The 18,678-nt window shown below is 68.6% G+C and carries 16 protein-coding genes and 1 tRNA gene; 8 read left to right on the plus strand and 9 right to left on the minus strand.

The features are described 5' to 3' along the window. Positions 1-215 precede the first annotated feature (215 nt). On the minus strand, positions 216-1,220 hold the full coding sequence (locus ACLBYG_RS00380; RefSeq protein ID WP_447680237.1) for an RluA family pseudouridine synthase: 1,005 nt from the start codon (positions 1,218-1,220) through the stop codon (positions 216-218). A gap of 103 nt (positions 1,221-1,323) precedes the next feature. Here ACLBYG_RS00380 and ACLBYG_RS00385 point away from each other — a divergent pair. The 3 genes from ACLBYG_RS00385 (at position 1,324) to ACLBYG_RS00395 (ending at position 4,574) form a co-directional block, all read left to right on the plus strand. Next, a tRNA-Glu gene (locus tag ACLBYG_RS00385) sits at positions 1,324-1,399 on the plus strand. 691 nt (positions 1,400-2,090) lie between these two features. Further along, positions 2,091-2,288, plus strand: a complete 198-nt coding sequence (locus tag ACLBYG_RS00390) for a hypothetical protein (protein WP_020096365.1) — start codon at positions 2,091-2,093, stop codon at positions 2,286-2,288. 465 nt (positions 2,289-2,753) lie between these two features. After that, a complete protein-coding gene (locus ACLBYG_RS00395) occupies positions 2,754-4,574 on the plus strand; it encodes a hypothetical protein (protein ID WP_447680238.1) in 1,821 nt (606 codons plus the stop codon). Positions 4,575-4,651: 77 nt separating this feature from the next. Here ACLBYG_RS00395 and ACLBYG_RS00400 read toward each other — a convergent pair whose 3' ends face one another. Both ACLBYG_RS00400 and ACLBYG_RS00405 read right to left on the minus strand, forming a co-directional pair. Continuing rightward, positions 4,652-5,338, minus strand: coding sequence for a hypothetical protein (locus ACLBYG_RS00400; protein WP_447680239.1), 687 nt, complete (start codon positions 5,336-5,338; stop codon positions 4,652-4,654). A gap of 350 nt (positions 5,339-5,688) precedes the next feature. After that, complete coding sequence (locus ACLBYG_RS00405) at positions 5,689-6,645, minus strand: class I SAM-dependent methyltransferase (protein ID WP_447680240.1); 957 nt, start codon at positions 6,643-6,645, stop codon at positions 5,689-5,691. Between the two features lie 694 nt (positions 6,646-7,339). Here ACLBYG_RS00405 and ACLBYG_RS00410 point away from each other — a divergent pair. Then, entirely contained in the window at positions 7,340-7,837 is a 498-nt protein-coding gene (locus ACLBYG_RS00410) for a DUF6894 family protein (RefSeq protein WP_447680241.1), read from the plus strand. Positions 7,838-7,926: 89 nt separating this feature from the next. Here the strand turns inward: ACLBYG_RS00410 and ACLBYG_RS00415 are convergent, their stop codons facing one another. Further along, the gene (locus ACLBYG_RS00415; RefSeq protein ID WP_447680242.1) at positions 7,927-8,601 is read right to left on the minus strand and encodes a sigma-70 family RNA polymerase sigma factor; all 675 of its coding nucleotides are present in this window, start codon (positions 8,599-8,601) and stop codon (positions 7,927-7,929) included. 215 nt (positions 8,602-8,816) lie between these two features. On the opposite strand from ACLBYG_RS00415, the gene ACLBYG_RS00420 reads away from it, so the two are divergent. From ACLBYG_RS00420 to ACLBYG_RS00435, 4 genes are all read left to right on the plus strand, one after another. After that, positions 8,817-10,277 carry a helix-turn-helix transcriptional regulator gene (locus ACLBYG_RS00420; RefSeq protein WP_447680243.1) on the plus strand — a complete coding sequence of 487 codons (1,461 nt, stop codon included), beginning with the start codon at positions 8,817-8,819 and terminating at the stop codon, positions 10,275-10,277. Positions 10,278-10,494: 217 nt separating this feature from the next. Next, entirely contained in the window at positions 10,495-10,698 is a 204-nt protein-coding gene (locus tag ACLBYG_RS00425; RefSeq protein WP_020096305.1) for a CsbD family protein, read from the plus strand. A gap of 93 nt (positions 10,699-10,791) precedes the next feature. After that, entirely contained in the window at positions 10,792-12,207 is a 1,416-nt protein-coding gene (locus ACLBYG_RS00430; RefSeq protein WP_447680244.1) for a TAXI family TRAP transporter solute-binding subunit, read from the plus strand. Between the two features lie 63 nt (positions 12,208-12,270). Next, the gene (locus tag ACLBYG_RS00435) at positions 12,271-12,747 is read left to right on the plus strand and encodes a YidB family protein (RefSeq protein ID WP_026605449.1); all 477 of its coding nucleotides are present in this window, start codon (positions 12,271-12,273) and stop codon (positions 12,745-12,747) included. A 63-nt stretch (positions 12,748-12,810) separates the two neighbouring features. Here ACLBYG_RS00435 and ACLBYG_RS00440 read toward each other — a convergent pair whose 3' ends face one another. The 5 genes from ACLBYG_RS00440 to ACLBYG_RS00460 all read right to left on the minus strand — a co-directional run bounded on the left by ACLBYG_RS00440 (position 12,811) and on the right by ACLBYG_RS00460 (position 18,633). Beyond that, positions 12,811-13,797, minus strand: coding sequence for an ABC transporter substrate-binding protein (locus ACLBYG_RS00440; protein ID WP_447680245.1), 987 nt, complete (start codon positions 13,795-13,797; stop codon positions 12,811-12,813). Positions 13,798-13,935: 138 nt separating this feature from the next. Then, a complete protein-coding gene (locus tag ACLBYG_RS00445; protein ID WP_056527420.1) occupies positions 13,936-15,201 on the minus strand; it encodes an adenylate/guanylate cyclase domain-containing protein in 1,266 nt (421 codons plus the stop codon). Beyond that, complete coding sequence (locus ACLBYG_RS00450) at positions 15,198-15,596, minus strand: response regulator (RefSeq protein WP_020096377.1); 399 nt, start codon at positions 15,594-15,596, stop codon at positions 15,198-15,200. Before ACLBYG_RS00450 ends, ACLBYG_RS00445 begins: the two co-directional genes overlap by 4 nt. Continuing rightward, positions 15,593-17,659, minus strand: a complete 2,067-nt coding sequence (locus ACLBYG_RS00455) for a sensor histidine kinase (RefSeq protein ID WP_447680246.1) — start codon at positions 17,657-17,659, stop codon at positions 15,593-15,595. The genes ACLBYG_RS00450 and ACLBYG_RS00455 overlap by 4 nt, the downstream gene beginning before the upstream one ends. Then, positions 17,656-18,633: an ABC transporter substrate-binding protein gene (locus ACLBYG_RS00460; RefSeq protein WP_447680247.1), complete on the minus strand. Its 978-nt coding sequence runs from the start codon at positions 18,631-18,633 to the stop codon at positions 17,656-17,658. The genes ACLBYG_RS00455 and ACLBYG_RS00460 overlap by 4 nt, the downstream gene beginning before the upstream one ends. Positions 18,634-18,678: the final 45 nt, after the last annotated feature.

Raw genomic sequence — 18,678 nt, forward strand, 5'->3', positions numbered from 1 at the left:
CCCCCTGTCGGGCGGACGCGACGGACAACAGTGCCGTCCACTCGGGCCGCTCTTGAGCCGACCCTGCCGGCCCCCCATCTCGTACGGGACGCCGGGGAGCCGGTCGCGGTCGATGACACCCACGTCGTCAACAACGCGCCACCGGCGATTTTGGTCGTACCATGTCACGATGTGACGCGGTACGGCGTGATCTTTCGCACGCCGCGGCGCGGCGGTTACGGGCGCGGCGCCCCGTCCTCTTCCGCCCTCAGGGCGTTCACCAGCGCGGCCATATCGGGCGGCAGCGGGCTCTCGAACCGCAGCGTCGCGCCGGTCCGCGGGTGGCTGAAGCCGAGCAGTTCCGCGTGGAGTGCCTGGCGCCCGAGCGCCGCGAGGGCGGCGCGGGCCTCCGGCGTCAGGCGGGCCGCCTTGGTCCGGAAGGCGCCGCCGTAGACCGTGTCCCCGAGCAGGGGATGGCCGCGATGGGCGAGATGCACGCGGATCTGGTGGGTGCGGCCCGTCTCCAGGCGGCACCTTACGAGGGCGGCATCGCGATACGCCTCGGCCACGGCGTAGTGGGTGACGGCGTGGCGTCCGCTCGCGTCCGAGACGACGGCGATCTTCTCCCGGTGGAAGCGCGACCGCGCGAGGCTTGCCTGGATCGTCCCGGCCCGCGGCTGGGGCACGCCCCAGACCACGGCGGCGTAGGCGCGTTCCAGCGGTCCGGACCGGCCGTGATCGGCGAACTGGGCGGTGAGGCCCTGGTGGGCCACGTCGTTCTTGGCGACGACGATCAGGCCGCTCGTGTCCTTGTCGAGGCGGTGGACGATGCCGGGCCGGCGGACGCCGCCGATGCCCGACAGGCTGGCCCCGCAATGGGCGATCAGGGCGTTGACCAGCGTGCCGCTCTCGTGGCCCGGGGCGGGATGGACCACGAGGCCGGCGGGCTTGTCGATGACGATCAGGTCGTCGTCCTCGTGGACGATCGGCAGATCCGCGGCCTCGGCCACCGGCTCCGCCGGGGCTGCGGGGGGCACCGTGAGCACGATGCGCGCGCCCGCGGCGACCTTGGCGGCCGGGTCGAGTGCCGGGAGACCGTCCCGCTGAACCTGGCCGGTGCGGACCAGATCCTGCAGCCGGGCCCGGGACAGATCCGGGAACAGCGCGACCAGCGCCCGGTCGAGCCGCACGCCTCCCTCGGCCACGATCCCGGCCCGCTCGTCCTGCACGTTGTCCACCACGACCGCTATTCGCCCCCGATCTGACCCGCCGCGGCGGATTTCCTGACGAAGGCACTTGCTCCCCCGCCGAGTGGTGGCTATAGCAGCCCCGCGCCGCCGGAAAGCTCCCATCGTCTAGCGGTCTAGGACGTCGCCCTCTCACGGCGAAAACAGGGGTTCGATTCCCCTTGGGAGCGCCAGCGCGCTGGCAGTCACCAGAATCTGCGAACTTTCTCCGAGAAACCTGATCGTGCGGAAAGCCCGACTCGTTCCGTGGGCGCTCCGCGCACTCGAGGCATGCGCGTCGTCCAGCCGCTGAGCTTCTTTACAGGCGATGGTTTGCGCCGGCCCCGTCGCGACCTCCCGAGGGTTGGGAAGCTCCGGCGGGACGGGGCCGGGTGTCCCGCCTCACCAGAACCAGATGGCGCGTCCGGCCACAGCGTAGATGACGAACCAGAGGCCGATGGCGAGGGCGACAGACGCCACGACAAGGGCCGGATGAGGCCTCCTGAAGGTGCGGCCGGAACGAGCGGGGGCGATCTGATCCATGAGCGAGGCGGACGGCATCTCCGGCCGAACGCATTCCCGAAGGCTGCTCGCCCGGGGCGCTCGAGGCCCCGTGGATGCGGTCGGCGACAACGGTGCCTTACGACCAACATCCGCCGTCGCTGTCCTCATCAAAAGATGCCTACGCGCCGATCGGGGTGCCGGCTCAGCGCGTCGTGCGAATCTCCGATCGATCGCTGCCGAGCGTCGCAGCCTGTGATCGGCGGGGATATCGGGGATGGAAGGCAATCCCACCGACATAGGATGTTGCGCGGCGCAACCCTTTAACACGGCGCGACTTTACGCCGGGCATGATCGCACGATGCCTCAGCCTGCGAGTTCGCGATGCATTTCAGGATCCAAGCCACCGGACAGCATCTCTGGACCTGGGTGCTGCTCGACGAGACCGAGATGACGGTGGCCGAATCCGATCGATCGTTTCCCTCCCGGACGCAGGCCTCGGCGGCGGCTCTGGCCTTCGCGAAGCTGGTCGCGCGCGCCAGCCGCTCTCTGAACGGGGGCGCATCGAGCGGCCTGCTGTAGGTGATCGCGTCCGCTGCAACCCCGCTGCGGGTTCTCGCGCCGCGGCCGCGGTCGATCAGCGCCAGCGCTCCTTCATGCAAGCGAGCAGATGGACGGTCCGCATGCATCCCTCGCGATCCGACTGGGTGCGCGCGTTGCCCATGCAGGCATCCATTCCCAGGCGCAACAATTGACGATCGACGTCCGTCGTGCGGGCGCAGGAGAAGATCGGCTGAAAGCCCTCGAACCGGCTGACCTGCTAGAAGATCGCGACGAACGCCGTCAAGCAGAAGTCGAAGACCATTAGTCGGCTGTCGTAAAACCAGTGCCTACGCTCTCGGTTGTCGACGCCGCGCACGCGCATCCCTGTCCTCATCGCGCAGTCGTATGCCATCGTATCACGGACGGCTCCGCCCGGCACAGGCGGGCCCCGCCACGCGGTGCGTGGCGTCGCGCGGGAAACACGCGGGAAACGGGATCTGGACTATGCGCCGCGGTCACCTCATCGCCCTGTGCCTCGCGCTGAATGCAGCTCGCGCATGGGCCCTGGATGCGCGAACGGTTCCTCCCACGCACGAACCGGAGCGGCCTCGTCCTGCCGAGAATGGCAGACAGTGGCGCAATTCGAGCGACGCGCGATCCGAGGCGAATGCGGCGGCGACCCTGCCGAGCGGCAGCGTCGTGAGTCTCGACCAGCTGGCGGACCCGGTCGACAGCCCGCTCGTCGCCAAGTTCAGGGCCGTCCTGGCGACATACGATGATTTCGCCGCCCACGGTGATGGCAAGGCGTGGACAGAATCCGCGGACGTGTGTCCCGCCATCAACGCCGCGTCGGCCTTCCTTGACGCCCGCGGAGGCGGGACCCTGGTCCTGCCTCCCGGCGTCGCCCGATGCGCGACGTCGCTGCGCGCGCCCAACATGTCCCGCATCAAGATCATCGGCCAGGGCGCAGGCGCCTTCTCCATCGCGGGAACCGAGCTGAAATGGGTCGGAGCGCTCGGTCTCGCGATGCTCGACCTTCGGAGCATGACACCCCAGACACCGGTGACCGCCGTGACGCTCTCGGACCTGACGCTGAACGGGAATGGACGAGCGAAGACCGGACTGCTGGTGCGCGGGCTGAAGAACTCCAGGATCGACATCATGGTGCGGGACACGACCGGTCCGGGCGTCGATATCGACGTCGACGAGGCTCGTGGTCCCCTCGCCAAGGGCCTCCTCACGGGATCCGTCTGGGCGGCGTTCACACCCGGTTCCGGCGGCCGGAGCGGGACTTACTCCGGTGTTCCCCTGGTCAGCGCCGGCATCGACACAGGAGAGGGCGCCAAAGCGACGATCACGGTCAAGGACGGGTCCGTGTCCACCATCGACGTTACGGAAGGTGGATCGAATTACGTGTTGGGCGATGTCCTGACTGTCCGGCCTTCCGACATCGGTGGGACGCGGGACGTGACCATCACCGTCGCCAACTCCGGCAACGCCGCGTCCTCGTTCCTCGATACGTCGCAGAACGAGTGGAAGCTGCGCGTGACGCAGCAGGGCAGAGCGAGCCTGCGCGCGCAGGGCGTCCGCATCGGCCCTGGATCGCCTTGGCTCGACACCAACTCGAGTCAGTGGATCAACGTTCTGACGCTGACCCAAGAGGGAACAGGGTTCGAGATCGGCAACGCCGATACCAACGAGTTTATCTTCATCCGCGCCGATCGCGAAGGACGGACCGGGATCGGGATCGACCTGAAGGCCGGGGCCTGGACGTCGCCGTCCGCCGCCCGGGCCAATCGCTTCGGTACGATCTCCGCCACGGGCGGCCTGGTCGCGCGCGGGGGCGCTCGGCCGAGCGTCAGAAATGTCGTGGCCAAGTACAATACCGAGAGCGGTGAGGCGCCGCCGAAATGGGAAGATGGTGCGGGCATCAATATTACCGATGACAGCGGCCAGCCCATCGGGAATACGGGCTTTACGACGAACCTCGCGCGAACCGTCTACACGCCCGTCGTCGCCCGCGGTGGTACAGCCGCCGCGACTGTTTCGGCAACGGCCGATTACCGCCGATTCGGTCGCGAGATCCTCGGCATCCGGCTCGACGTCAAGGTGGTCGGCGGCTCGGGCTACATCACCGCATCGCTTCCTTGCCTGCCGTTCAAGGATACGGTCCTGACAGGATTCGACCGGGCGACCGGTCGATCCGTGCAGGGACGGATCGGTTTCGCCGATCCGAAAGTCTACATCTACAGCATGGACGGGACGGTGCCGGCGACCGCCAGTGCACAGCCTCTGCTCACCGGCGATCTGGAATGCAAGGATTGACGCCCAAGCCAGCTTCCATGATCGCGGTCTGAAGTCGGCCGCAAAGCTCCTTTCCTGCGAGCGGGAAGACCCGTCGATCAGATCCGACGCCCCGGAGGCAGGACAGCCCGGGCCAGTTCCTGGCCATCCGCACTGCGGCGAAGCACGATGGTCTGCTCCACGTCTTTGCGCAGCGGTGGAAAGAACGCGTATGTGAAGCCGTGATGCGCGTTGCCGATACCCGCCTCGCGTAGATCCGGACGAAATTTGCCCGCGATGACCGTATTGACGGTTGATTGATTGACGACGATGGCGATCACGGTCGGTGAGTGAGGGGTGGAGGGCGTGAAGGCCCAGCCGCGCATCCGGCTGTGGTCGGCCTCGTCGATAAAGCCCTGCAGCGATACGGGATCATGCCCTCCCGGCGACGCGGGCGTGCCGTGAGCCGGTGCAGATCCGGTCTGTGTCACCGCACCCATCGACAAGGCGGCGCGGGCGAAACCGCTTCGTCCTTCGGCAAGACCGTTCTGCAGAAAGTGGAGCAGCGGATTCTGTTCCGCGACAGCAACGTCCGGGTTCGCGGCCAAATAGCCTGTCGTGCTGAAACCTGGGCTCGGGTCACGCCCTTCCTTCCAGCCATGTTCGAGGAAGTGTTTCAGCGGATCCAGGCCGGCTTCGCGAACATCGGGGTTGCGATCAAGGTAGTAGGCCGGGTCGAAGCCGGGGAGCGGGTTGCCGAACAGGGGGCGGCGCTGATTGGATGAGAGGGGCAATCGGAACTTCATGGGCCATCCGAGCACGTCAGGGCTCGTGCTCGGTCTACCATTGCGGGTGAGGCCGCAAGCCCGGCGAACCGATTTCGAGGTGGCACGAAAGTCTCAGCGTCAGATGTGTCGCTGGCTCGCGGCGCGAGATCGATCTTGGGCCCCGCAGCTTCCGCGGGCTTCCGCGCAACGTCGATAGCTCCGCGTGTCGGTGGCTCGCTCGAGCCGCGAGCATTGATCATTCGCGGGGGACCGGATCCGATCCTCGCCATGCGCGATGGAGTGGAGGCGCGGTATCGCGAAGCGTCCGCCGCAGGCCATCGCGCATCGAGGCTGGTGGGTGCCGAGCCATCACCGGATCGAGACGCGATCTACGTGCCTGTCCGCGGTGCGTTTTCCGGTTGACGTCTGGCTACGATATGGAAGCCGAGTTCCGGATTGGCGTGTGCGTTCCAGTCGTAGGCGCGGGGATTGCTCGAACCACGCGGATAGTCGCGAAGCTGGAACGGGCTCTGGACCGGGTCAAGTCCTGACGCCGCGAAGGCGGTCTCCCACCAAGTGCGATCGCGGATCGTCGCGTGAAACTCGTGACCCGCCGCGTCGCAATCCGCGAAGGTCGCGATGGAGGCCACCACGACTCCGCCCGGTCTCAGGTGCTGGTGGATCGAATGCAGCAGTGTGGGCAGGTCCGTTTCCGGTATGTGCTCGAACAATTCCCAGGCCGTCACCAGATCGAACTGCTGGACCGCGCCGGCGCCGTCCTCGACGCGAAACGGGAAACGTACGTCGGCAGTGAACAGCCGGTCCGGAATGGTGCGCCACTCGGCGCGCTGCTCCTTCCGCGACCAGTCCGAGCCCTCGATCCCGATCGAGAAATGTCCGCGCCGTGTGAAATCCCAGACGAGCCCTCCGCCGGCCGAACCGATATCGAGGTGACGCAAGGGGAAACCGAAATGGGTTTCGCACGCCGCGACGAAGCGGGGCGAGCGCGTGTTGTCAGCGGCTGTGCCTCGAGGAAACAGATGGTCAGGCGTGTCGCCGGCAAGCGGGTTCGCTGTCGCGACACGCAAGTCGACTGGTTCGACCGCGCTTCCTCTGATCAAGGTCTCCAAGATATCTCGCTGCCGATCCTCGCATTCGAGGACGAATCGATCGAATCGAGCCTTAAAGTTATTCCAATTGATCGAGTCATAATAGCAGTGTGTCTGCAGCGCCGAGATGCGTCCCAAGAGATCGTCGAGCTTGGCGTCGATGGCCGCGACCCGATCGGAGAGTGGGAGGTCGGACTGCTCGATAGTCGTCGGGCGAGCCGCGTCGCTGTTGTCCACCAACCCACTCCGTTAACGCGCACGAGCCCAACAGAACGACAGGCGTGATCGCGCATCTCCACTGTTCAGAGATATCCTAAGCCAAGCGAAGAGAGAAATACATTCATGTGAGGATTTTGGCGGAGCCGCCTGTGGACGAATCGCTGTATAATTGAGAAATTTCGCTCAGAAGTTAGTGTTTCAGATCGGATTCTTATATTATGAGATTGCTGACAACAACTCCGGGTTGATTTATGGCCGGGTTGCGCGGGGATGCTGTCATTGTGATTGGGCGCGCCGGATGGCCGACGGCATGGGACATCGGCGACGTATCCATTACCGGCCCGGGCGAAGGCGCCGCTGAGATCCGGTAGGCTTTCGATCAGACTGCGCGGTGCGTGGCGCGCGAGGTTCCGTCAGTCGACACGTGCAGGCTCACGAGATTGTGCCTCACCGCGTGCGCCAGATCTCGCGATCCGAGCGCTCGATCGCGTTCCGATCGCTGAAGCAACCATCGACCAGCTACCGCGCGAGACGGATTTCGGCGCCCTGTGTTCGCTCTTCACGCGGGATACTCGATCCGTCGGTCGCTCGAGTAGCGTTAATTTCAGCCCGTCCCGTCGAACGCGCACCGATTGTCAGGACGTTCTTGCGGACCGGAGTTTTGCCGTATACCCCACATCGGAGAGCCAACGCGCGATCGAGGGCCGGGGGGATGCCGCTGGTTGTCATCTTAGCCGCCCTGTGCGGCGGACTGGCTGTGCTTGCCTTTGGCTGGCAAACGTTCGGCTTCTACACGGTAATACTCGCGTCCTGTGTCGCCAGTGCAGCCGCCGTACTGGTGGGTGGCGGACTCGCGCTCCTGAAGGTCGCGAGGTCCCGGACTTCGCGGGATCCGGCGAAGATCTTCGACATCGACAGGCTCACGAACGGCGACCGCAGCGACTTTCGGCTCGTTCCGCGGCGCCTCTACTTTGACATCGAGCACGGTCGCGAGATCATCAAGGACGAGATCGGCATCGAGGCCACGAGCATCGACCAGGCGCTCGACGACGCCCGCAGCGTGATCCGGGACATGATCCAGGAGCTCGCCGACGAGGGCTACGCGGAGGACTGGGTGCTGGTGGTGCGCGATGCCAGAGGGGCTTCGGTCGCGCGCCTGCCCATCGAGCGGACGCCCGCGCAGACACGGCCCGACCGCCGCTCCGCCTGATCGATCGGGGGCGGCGTTCGCGTCCCCGCGATTGCTGGCTCGCGACGATGGCCCAGCATCCTGCGCTGGCCACCGGAGTCGCGCGTGTGTCAGCGCTCGCCCAGCTCGTGAAGCAGGCGGTCGCGGGCGCGGCTGACCCGGCTCTTCACCGTGCCCGGCGGGCACCCGATCACGGAGGCCGCGGCCTCGTACGGTAGACCGTCGACGGCCACGAGGATCAGCGCCTCGCGATAGGCCGGTTCGAGCCGGTCGATCGCGGCCCGGACCTCCTTCAGGCCCATGCTGTGCTCCTGGGCGGCCGGTTCGGAGAGGGTGACGGCGTGCGCGCCGTCGGGATCGGAGACTTCGAAGCGTCGCTTGCGTCGTCCGTTGATGAAGCCGTTGCGTAAGATCGTGAACAGCCAGGCCACCAGGCTCGTGCCGGGCTGGAAGCGCTGCCGGTGCTCCCACGCCTTGAGCAGCGTGAACTGCACGAGATCGTCGGCCTCGACGCCGTCGAACGTCAGCGACAGGGCGTAGCGGCGCAGGCGCGGCACCAGGGCGATCAGATCGTCCTTGAAAGCACCCGGAACCTGCCGTTCGGACTCGGCGGCATCCAGGGCCGCGGACAGGCGGCCCAGCACGCCGGCCAGCCGTGAGCTCATCTCGATCGGTGCAACTTCTGAATAGTACTGGCGCAGTCGAAGACCGAGTTGCGCCTGGATATACGAGATGACGGGATCGGACGCGCCGGCCGGATCGCGCTCTTCGACAGCGGGCTTCACGGTGAAGCTCTGGGCTCGATGGGGTGGAGACGGCGTCGCGACGGGCACGACATCTCGCGGGAGGGCTGCGAACTTATCTCTGGTTGATCTCGACGACGTCAATGATGCAGGTATACCAGTGAAAATTGCGGATCGGGCGGAACCTGCTTGCGCGCAACCCGTTTGTGCCCCGCTGCGAGGGACGCGGCGTCGAGGCGGCGGGGACCGGACGGATCGTGACGGCGGGTGTCGACAGGCATGAGCTCCGGCAGATCATCGCCGGCCTGAGCGAGGGCGTGATCCTGGTCGAGCCCGACCAGACCATCGCCTACGCCAACGCGGCCGCTCTGGCGATGCACGGTGCCGAGAGCCTCGACGAGCTCGGCCCCACCGTCGACGCCTATCGCGACCGCTTCTGCCTCCGCTACCGCAACAATCATGAGCCGGAGAACTACCCGATCGAGCGCGTGATTGCCGGCGAGACCTTCCACGACGTGGTGGTCGAGGTCACGCGGACAGACAGACCAGGTGTCGAGTTCGTTCACTCCCTCAGAGGCTTGGTCGCCACGGACCGCGACGGCAACCCGAGCTGCCTCGCGCTGATCCTGAAGGACGTCTCCGACCAGTTCGAGGCCGAGGAGCGGTTCGAGCGCACCTTCAACGCCAACCCGGCCCCGGCCGTGATCACGCGGCTGTCCGACCTGCGCCACGTCAGGGTCAATCTCGGCTTCCTGGAGATGACCGGCTACACCCGCGACGCCGTCATCGGCCGCAGCGTCTACGAGGTCGACGTCCTGGCCGGCGCGCGCAACCGCGACCTCGCCGTCGCGCGGCTCAACGCGGGCGGCACGATCCCGCAGATGGAGGCCTGCCTCGACCTGCCCGACGGCGGGCGTCGCTTCGTGATCGTCGCCGGGCAGCCGATCGAGATGGGCGACGAGCCCTGCATGCTGTTCACCTTCGCGGACCTGGAGCTGCGCCGGAAGGCCGAGGCCGCCCTGCGCCAGAGCGAGGAGCGCTTCGCCAAGGCGTTCAGGCTGACGCCGATCCCGACCGTGCTGGTGCGGGCCGAGGACGGCCAGGTCACGGGCGTGAACGAGGCGTTCAGCCGGGTCTTCGGCCTGGGCGAGGACCGCGTCGTCGGCCGCTCGCTGGAGGAGGCCGGCCTGTGGGTGACGTCGTCCCAGCGGGAAGCCTTCGAGAAGAGGCTGGTGAGCGAGGGCTACGTGCTGGGTACCGAGGTCTGCCTGCGCCACGAGAGCGGCGCGAACCTCGACTGCCTGGTCTCGGCCGAGCGGATCACGATCAACGACGCCGATTTCCTTCTGCTGGTGCTGCAGGACATCACCGAGCGCAAGCACTCGGAGCGGGAGCTGTTCGACGCGATTGAGACGGTGATGGCCGACACGTCGTGGTTCAGCCGCGGGCTGATCGAGAAGCTGGCGAACCTGCGCCGGCCTGGCCGGGAGGGCGGCGACGCGGGGGCGCCGAACCTGACCGTGCGCGAGCGCCAGATCCTCAACCTGATCTGCGCGGGGCTCAGCGACGACGCGATCGCGCGCAAGCTCGGGCTGTCGCGCAACACGGTGCGCAATCACGGCGCCGCACTGTACCGTAAGCTCGGAGTCCATCGGCGGACCGAAGCGGTTGTTTGGGGCCGGGAGAACGGATTTCCACTCCAGGGACCCGGTGGATAAATTTCATTATACTGGTAATTTGGAACTATTGATCCACCAGACGTCGCCATCATCTGACCGCCATCTCACCGTCGGCGGACCGTTCTCCGGTCACCCGGTGATCCCCTCGGCCCCCGCGTGCATGCGGGGGGCCGTCTATCCCGGTGGGCCGCGCGCCCGACTGGACCTCTCGACCGACGAGTACGACCGCCACCACGACCGTGAAGGAGCGCACGCGATGAGCAGCACGACCGACAAGATCAAGGGCCTGGCCAACGAGGCGGTGGGCAACGTCAAGCAGGCGGCCGGCAAGGCGACGGGCAACGACAAGCTGGTGGCCGAGGGCAAGGCGCAGGAGCTGAAGGGCGAGGCGCAGAAGACCGTCGGCGACGTCAAGGACGGCGCCAAGTCCGTCGCCGACAAGATCACCGGCAAGCACTGATCCGTCCCGCGGCGCCGTCTCCTCGGCGCCGCCCTCAGGCCCTTGCCCGGCACGGTGCCGGGCTTGGCCGCTCGATGCGCGAGAGCAGAGCCGATGCGGCGCTTCGCCAGCCTCTTCCTGCGTCAGGAATTCGTCTTCCTGATGCTGGCCATCCTGCTGAGCGTCGGCGCGGGCGTGGCCTACTGGGCGTCGCGGGCCACCGTCCTGACGATCGCGGTCGCCCCGAAGGACGGAACCGAGCCGGCCCTGATCCAGGCCTACGCGGACGCCCTGGCCAAGCGCCACAAGGAGATCCGCCTCAAGATCCTGCCCTTCGACGACGTGCGCGACAGCGCCGAGGCGCTGGGCGACGGCCGCGCCGATCTGGCGATCGTGCGGCCGGATGTGGAGCTTCCGGATAACGGCCTGACGCTGGCGATCCTGCGCGATCAGGCGATGATCATCGCGTCGCCGGAATCCGCCGGGATCGCCCGCTTCCCCGATCTCGACCGCAAGCGCCTGGCGATCCTGGCCCACAGGGACGCCGACGAGGCGCTCATCCGCGCCATGCTGGAGCATTACGGTCTGACGCTGGTGACCACCGAGCCGGCAGGCGCGCTGCCGCCGCGCCACGTCGCCCTGGTCGAGATGGCCGAGAGCGACCTGGGCGCGGCCTTCGCCCGGAAGCGGGTCGACGCGGTGATCTCGGTCATCGCGCCGACCGCGCCGACGGCGCAGCGGATCGTCGGCCTCGTCCAGGCGGCCAGCCGTGATCGCAAGATCTCCTTCGTGGATGTCGAGAACGCCGAGGCGATCGTTGCCCGTCTGCCGCGGCTGCAGGTCGTCACCATGCCGGCCGAGACCTTCGGCGGCAGCCCCAAGGTGCCCGACGAGGAGGTTCACACGGTCGGCGCCTCGTACCGCCTGATGGCGCGCGCGAACCTCGCCCGGTCGGTGGCGGCCGACGTCACCCAGCACCTGTTCGAGCTGCGCAGCGCCATGGCCAACGTCACGCCCGCGGCCGACTATTTTCAGGCGCCCGCCTATGACGGGACCGTCGGCGCGACGAGCGCCCGGCTGCCGATCCATCCCGGCGCCGTCGACTATTACGAGCGCGAGCAGCAGAGCTTCATCGAGCGCTACGAGACCTGGATCTACCTGCTCGCCTTCCTCGGCGGCGGTATCGGCTCCGCGCTCGCCTGGATCGGCCAGCGCCTGTCGCGCCTGCGCCGGGAGCGCGTCGAGGAAGCGACGGACCGCCTGCTGAGGATCCGCCAGGAGGCGCAGGAGACGACCGACCCTGCGCGTCTCGAGAGCCTCGCCCGGGAGATCGACGATCTCGCGGGCGACATCGCCAAGCACGCCCTCGAGCGACCGACCGAGGCGCGGACCATGTCGGCCGCGGCGATCGCCATCGACGCCGCCCGATCGACCGTCAAGCGCGCCATCACGACCGGCCGGAGCGTGGAGGACGGGTCCGCGTTGGCTGGCCGGACGGTCGCGAGCGACGCGGGCCCGAGCGGGGCCTGACCCATTGCGGCGGATGACCGCCGTACCACCCGGGCCGAGGGCCCGCCTCAAGAGGACGACGCGATGAGCAAGGGATACCCTTCGATGACCGCTCTGCTGGGCCTGCTGGCCGTGGCCGGTTACCAGAACCGCGACCGGATCGCCGAGTGGCTCGGCGGCCACGCCAAGGACGCGTCCCGGTCGCCGGCGCCGCAGGTCCCGCCCGCGACGGGCTCGACCATCCCGGCGAACCTGGATCGGCTCCTCGGCGGCGCCAGCGCGGGCGGCGTCGGCGGCCTCATCGCCGGGGGCCTGACCGAGCTGGTCGACCATTTCACCAAGGGCGGCCACGCCGAGACGGCCCAGTCCTGGATCAATCACGGGCCGAACCGCGACATCCCGACCGCGGATCTGGAGCGCGCCATCGGACCGGACACGCTGGCGGCCCTGGAGCAGCGCACCGGCCTGAGCAAGAGCGAGCTGCTGGCGCGCCTCTCGCGCGACCTGCCCTCGGCCATCGACCGCTACTCGCCCGACGGACGCCTGCCGGCTTTCAGCTGATCCACTCCATCGCGGTCGTCGCGGCGGTGCCGCCGCGACGACCGGCACCGGTTCCGGCGGCCGCTACTCGACCAGCTCGTCCACTTTCGCCATCAGCGAGGGCGAGATGGTCAATCCCAGGGAGGCGGCCGTCGTCAGGTTGAGCAGGGTGATGAAGCGCTCGCTCGCCTGCACCGGCAGGTCGCCGACCACCGCGCCGCGCAGGATCCGATCGATGTAGCCCGCCGCCCGCTGCACGTCCTGCTCAACGCTGGTCGTGTAGGCGGCGAGGCCGCCGAGATGGACCGGCGCCGCGTAGGCGTACACGGCCGGCAGGCGGTAGGTCGCCGCCAGATCGACGATCAGCTGGCCGTATACCCCGGTCACCGCGTCCGGCAGCGCGATGAGGCCGCCCTTCGGCTGGGCGGCGAAGTCGGCGATCGCCGCCTGGATCTCGGCCGCGTCGTGCACGCCCGCGATCCGGGCATCGATCCCGAGTGCCGGGCCGATCCGGGCCATCTCGGCCGTGTAGCCCGCCAAGCGCGCCCGGTAATCGGGGTTGATGAGGGCGAGCGCCCGCGTCACGCCGGGGCTGAGTTCCTTCAGGAGCTGCAGCCACTTGCCGACGAGGACGAAGTCGAAGTTGGTGAAGCCGGTGAGGTTCCCGCCGGGCCGCGACAGGTTCGTCACGAAGCCGCCGCCGACCGGGTCCTGAAGCATCATGAAGACGATCGGAACCGTCGTGGTCGCCCGCTGGAGCGCGGTCGCGCCGACGACGCCCTGCGCGAGCACCACGTCGGGCGCGCGGGCGACGATCTCCTCCGCCTGGACGCGCATCCGCTCGGCGTCGCCGTTGCCGTACTGCAGGTCGACCGTGAGGTTCTCACCCCAGATCCAGCCGGCCCGCTTCAGGCTCTCCTTCAGCGTCTCGACGATGACGGGACTGTCGGGATGCGCCGCGCCGTAGACCAGCAGGATCCCCAGGCGACGCTGACCCTTCGCCGGCGCGGCGGCGAGGGCCGGCCACGCGGCCGCGCCGCCGAGGGCCGCGATGACGTCGCGCCGTCTCATCCGCCGGTCTCCCGTCCGAACCCGTTCCGAGCATCGCCGATCGGGAGGGATTCCGATCGCACGCCCCCGGACGGTAATAGGCGCTGCCTTAAGGCGGGGCTATCGGGGCGGGCGACGGTGAAGCCGGGCGCGCGCGACTCAGCGGACCTCGACCCGACTGCCGCTGCCGCCGTTCAGCAGCCGCTTCAGGTGGAAGGCCGCCACCCCGTCGTCGGGGCGCAGACCGACCAGGGCCGCGAAGGCGGCCAGCGCGCCGGCCTCCCCGGTATCGAGCTTGGCGTACGCGTCCTGGTACTGGGCGAGCAGCGCGTCGCCGTAGGCCGCTTCCGTCAGGGGTTCGTAGGCGCGCAGGGCCGTCTGCTTGCCGCGCAGGAGGAGGTCGCCGAGGGGGCGGCCGCGGAACTGTCCGGCGCGGATCACGACGGCGTCGCTGACGCAGATCCGCGTGCCGAAGGCCTTGTTGGCGTTCTCCAGACGGGCGGCCGTGTTGATGGTGTCGCCGTAGGCCGTGTAGTCGAAGTAGCGGCCGCCGCCGAAGTTGCCCACGATCGCCGGGCCGGCATGAACGCCGATCCGCGTCACGCCGATCTCGATTCCCCGCTCGCGCCAGCGATTGCGGAAGCCCTCGGCCGCCTCGTCCAGGGCGAGGGCGCAGGCCACCGCCCGCGCCGCGTGGTCCGGCTGATCCCCCGGCGCGCCGAACAGGACGTGCAGGGCGTCGCCGACGATCTTGGCCACCGTCCCCTCGTGGGCGAAGACCACGTCGGTCATCTCGGCGAAGTAGCCGTTGAGGATCTCGGCGAGCTGCGCCGGGTCGAGGCTCTCCACGAGGCCGGTGAAGCCCGCGATGTCGGTGAACAGGGAGGCCACGTCGCGGCGGTGGCCGCCGAGTTCGAGGCCCGACGCGTCCCCCGCGAGCCGCTCGGCGAGGTTCGGCGAGAAGTACCGGGCCAGGGAGGCGTGGGCCCGCTCGGCGAGCGATTGCCGCCGCCGCCCCTCGCGCAGGTCCTCGACGTGGCGCAGCGTCCGCTCGATCGTCGTCTCGAGGTCGGCGAAGTCGATCGGCTTCGTCAGGAAGTCGAAGGCGCCCCGGTTCATCGCCGTGCGGATGTTCGCCATGTCGCCGTAGGCCGAGACGATGATGATCGAGGGGCGCTCGGCCAGCTCCTGCAGCTTGGCGAGCAGGGTCAGCCCGTCCATCCGTGGCATGTTGATGTCGGAAACCACCAGATCGACGTCGCGGCTCTCGGCCAGGCGGTCCAGCGCCTCCTGCCCGTCGTGGGCGAACAGGAACGTGACGAGGCCCTGCCGGATCTGGCGGCGGAACTTCTGGGTGATCAGCGCCTCGAGATCCGGCTCGTCGTCGACGACGAGGATCTTGGCGCTCGGGGCGCCGGGCGTCATTCGGTCCCCGCGAAGGCGGACAGACGGCGATCGATCTCGGCCTTCAGAACGGCGAAGTCGATCGGCTTGGTGATCAGGCCCACGGCGCCGGCGGCGCGGACTTTCTCGCGCGTCTCGGCGTCGCCGTAGGCCGTAATCATGATCACCGGCACGTCGGGCCGGGCCGCGCGCACCAGCGGCAGCAATTCGAGGCCGGTCATCCCGGGCATGTTGATGTCCGACAGCATCAGGATCAGGCTCGGCTCGTTCGAGCCGTTGATCCGCTCCAGGGCCTCCGCGGCCGAGTGCGCGAAGGCCATCGCGAAGCGTCCGGCGCGCAGCTCGCGGCGAAACTGCTGCCGGAAAAGGTCTGTTACGTCGGGTTCGTCATCGACGACGAGGATCAGGACGTTCATGGCTGGCTCTCAGTCTCGGTCGCCGCCTCGGTCGCCGGCTCTGTCGCCGCCACGGTCGGTGGCCGAGGCGGCGCGTCCGGCGTAACACTCTGCCGCGGCAGGGTGATGATGAATTCCGTGAAGGCACCCGGTTCTGTGGCGACGTCAACCGTTCCGCCGTGCTGCTTGACGAGGATGTCGTGGCTCAGCGACAGGCCGAGCCCCGTTCCCTCGCCGGCCGGCTTGGTGGTGAAGAACGGGTCGAACATCTTGGCCTTGACGCTGTCCGGGATGCCGGTGCCGTTGTCGCGCACCCGGATCTCGACGCCGTCGCCCCGGTCCCGGGTGGCGACCGAGAGCGTGGGCGCATAGCCGGGTTCGCCTTCGGCGGCCCGCTTCTCGGTGGCGTAGAATCCGTTCGACATCAGGTTCAGCAGGACCCGCGTGATCTCCTGAGGGTACAGGTCGGCGAGGCCGGCCGCCGGATCGTAATCGCGCACGAGGGTCACGTTGAAGCCGGGTTTCGCCGCACGGGCCCCGTGATAGGCAAGATTCAGGCTCTCCTCGACCAGCGCGTTGACCTCGACCGGGCGATGCTCGCCGGACCCGGTCCGCGAGTGCAGCAGCATGTTCTTGACGATCGAGTCCGCGCGCTTGCCGTGCTGGACGACCTTCTCGAGATTGCCCTTGAGCAGGCCGGCGAGCTCCTCGACCTCCGCGCGCGTGTCCGGGTCGAGGGTGGTCGGTTCGAGCACCTCCCGCAGCTCGTCCACCAGCTCGTTCGAGAGCGACGCGAAGTTGTTGACGAAGTTCAGCGGGTTCTTGATCTCGTGGGCGATGCCGGCGGTGAGCTGCCCCAGCGAGGCGAGCTTCTCGGACTGGACGAGCCGGCTCTGCGCCCGCTGGAGATCGTCGAGCGACCGGTTGAGGTCGCGGGTCCGCTCCTCGACCTTGGCCTCGAGCGTCTCGTAGGAATCCTGGACCCGGCTCGCCATCGTGTTGAACCGGTGGGCGAGGGTCTCGATCTCGTCGCCGGTGCGGATCACGATCCGCTCGGACAGGTCACCCGCGCCGAACCGCTCCGCCCCGTCCTCGAGCTCGCGGATGGGCACGACCATGCGCCGCGCGAGGAAGGTGCCCGCCACCGCCGCCAGCAGGACGCCGAGACCCATCAACGACGTGGTCTGGATCACGGATTCGAGTGCCGGCCCCATGGCGTCGCGCAGCGATTCCTGCACGAAGACGATCCAGTCGACCCGCGGGATGGTGGCGTGAGCCGCCAGCACCCAGCCGCCGTCGAGGCCGGTCGTGATCTCGTAGTCCTGACCCGCCATGCGGGAGCCGGGCAGGGCCGCCGCGACCTCGGGCAGGCCGGAGAGGTCGGTGTCGCGCAGGACGAGACTGAGGTCCGGGTGCGCGATCAGGCGACCGGTCGCCGTCGTCACGAAGGCGTAGCCGTGCTCGCCGACGTTGATCGCGCTGACCACGTCCCAGATCAGCTTGAGATTGACTTCCGCGACGGTCACGCCCGGGTCGCGGCCGGCATGGGCCACCGAGACGGTCATGTACGGCTCGGACCCGCGCCGGAAATAGACCGGGCCGAACCACGTCTTCTGGGCGAGCGCCTGGGTGAAGCGCGGCGAGGTCGAGAAATCCTTGCCGCTGGCGACGGAGTCCGGCTCCAGTCGGGAGACGCGCAGCTGCTCCTTGCCGGCCGGATCGAGGTAGGCCACCTCCGTGATGGCCGGCGCCTGGCGCAGCAGGCGGATGAAGTCGTAGCGCTGCTGCTCCGGGGAGACGCGCCGCCACTCGGCGCGCGTCGTCCAGCCGATCTGGCCCTCGATCGAGGACAGGAAGGCGTCGACGCGCTCGGCGGCGGCGCGCGCCTTGGTGCGCTGCGTCTCGATCGCGGTCCGCTTGGCGTCTTGGTAGTTCAGCGTCAGGTCGACGGCGCCGTTGATGAGCAGCACGAGGCTGACGAGGCCCACGAAGGCCACCGCGAACTTCCCCGCGAGCGGCAGGCGGAACCAGCGCGGCGGCGCTGTCGCGGCCGGCGGGGAGGCTGTCGGGCGCGGCGCCGTCATTCGACGATCTCGTCCGCCTGGGCGAGGAGCGCCGACGAGATCGTCACGCCCATGCTGCGGGCCGTCTTGAGATTCACGATGAAGTCGAACTTCGTGGGCGCCTGGACCGGCAGGGTCGCGGGGTTCTCGCCGCGCAGGATGCGGCCGACATAGGCAGCGGCCCGACGGACCGTCTCCACCGGATCCGGTCCGTACGACATCAGGCCGCCCCGGTAGGCGAAACGCCGGATCGCGAAGACCGCGGGGACCCGGAGACTCGTGGTGAGCGCGACGATGTGGTCGCCGTTGGCCTCGCTGAACGTGCCGGGGGCGACGATCAGGCCCCCGTCGCCCTGCCGCGCGAGCGCGGCGATCACCGGCTCGATCTCGGCCGCCTTGTCGATCTTCACCACCACCGGCTCGATCCCGAGCGCGGCCGCGGTGGCGCGGAACGGCTCGGCGTAGAGGTTCTCGCCGCGGATCTCGGTGCTCGGATTGGACAGGAGCGTGACGTGCCTGAGGCTGGGAACGGCCTCTTTGAGGGCCGCCACCCATTTCCCGCCCAGCGGCGCCTCGTAGAGCGTGAAGCCGGTGATGTTGCCGCCCGGGCGCTGGAGACTCTCCACGTACCCGAAGCGGACCGGGTTCGAGGCGCCGACGAACACGATCGGGATCTGCTTCGTCAGGGCCGCCACGGCCGTGAGCTGCGCGCTGAGGTAGGCGAAGATCACCTGCGGCTGTGCGGCCACCAGTTCGGTCGCGAGGAGACGCGTGCGCTCGCGGTCGGCACCGGTCCAGCGATCCTCGACCCGCTGATCGGGATGACCGTGGTCGCGCAGGCCGGCATGGAACGATTCCGCCAGCACCCGGCCCTCGGGATCGCCCTCCGCGAACGGCCAGAGGGCCGCGATATGGGCCTGACCCTGCGCCAGCACGGCGCGCGGCCACCCGGCGAACGCCAGGGGCAACCCAGCGAGTACGGTTCGCCGCCTCATCGGACCATCGCGCCACATCCCCGCCCACGGCCCCGCCGCGCGCTC

The sequence above is a fragment of the Methylobacterium sp. D53M genome (genome assembly GCF_053345625.1).

Excerpts from the sequence above, each read along its gene's own strand:
- ACLBYG_RS00390 (WP_020096365.1), top strand. The coding sequence starts at position 2,091 with ATGCATTTCAGGATCCAAGCCACCGGACAGCATCTCTGGACCTGGGTG.
- ACLBYG_RS00395 (WP_447680238.1), top strand. The coding sequence starts at position 2,754 with ATGCGCCGCGGTCACCTCATCGCCCTGTGCCTCGCGCTGAATGCAGCT.
- ACLBYG_RS00400 (WP_447680239.1), bottom strand. The coding sequence starts at position 5,338 with ATGAAGTTCCGATTGCCCCTCTCATCCAATCAGCGCCGCCCCCTGTTC.
- ACLBYG_RS00410 (WP_447680241.1), top strand. The coding sequence starts at position 7,340 with ATGCCGCTGGTTGTCATCTTAGCCGCCCTGTGCGGCGGACTGGCTGTG.
- ACLBYG_RS00425 (WP_020096305.1), top strand. The coding sequence starts at position 10,495 with ATGAGCAGCACGACCGACAAGATCAAGGGCCTGGCCAACGAGGCGGTG.
- ACLBYG_RS00430 (WP_447680244.1), top strand. The coding sequence starts at position 10,792 with ATGCGGCGCTTCGCCAGCCTCTTCCTGCGTCAGGAATTCGTCTTCCTG.
- ACLBYG_RS00435 (WP_026605449.1), top strand. The coding sequence starts at position 12,271 with ATGAGCAAGGGATACCCTTCGATGACCGCTCTGCTGGGCCTGCTGGCC.
- ACLBYG_RS00440 (WP_447680245.1), bottom strand. The coding sequence starts at position 13,797 with ATGAGACGGCGCGACGTCATCGCGGCCCTCGGCGGCGCGGCCGCGTGG.
- ACLBYG_RS00445 (WP_056527420.1), bottom strand. The coding sequence starts at position 15,201 with ATGACGCCCGGCGCCCCGAGCGCCAAGATCCTCGTCGTCGACGACGAG.
- ACLBYG_RS00450 (WP_020096377.1), bottom strand. The coding sequence starts at position 15,596 with ATGAACGTCCTGATCCTCGTCGTCGATGACGAACCCGACGTAACAGAC.
- ACLBYG_RS00455 (WP_447680246.1), bottom strand. The coding sequence starts at position 17,659 with ATGACGGCGCCGCGCCCGACAGCCTCCCCGCCGGCCGCGACAGCGCCG.
- ACLBYG_RS00460 (WP_447680247.1), bottom strand. The coding sequence starts at position 18,633 with ATGAGGCGGCGAACCGTACTCGCTGGGTTGCCCCTGGCGTTCGCCGGG.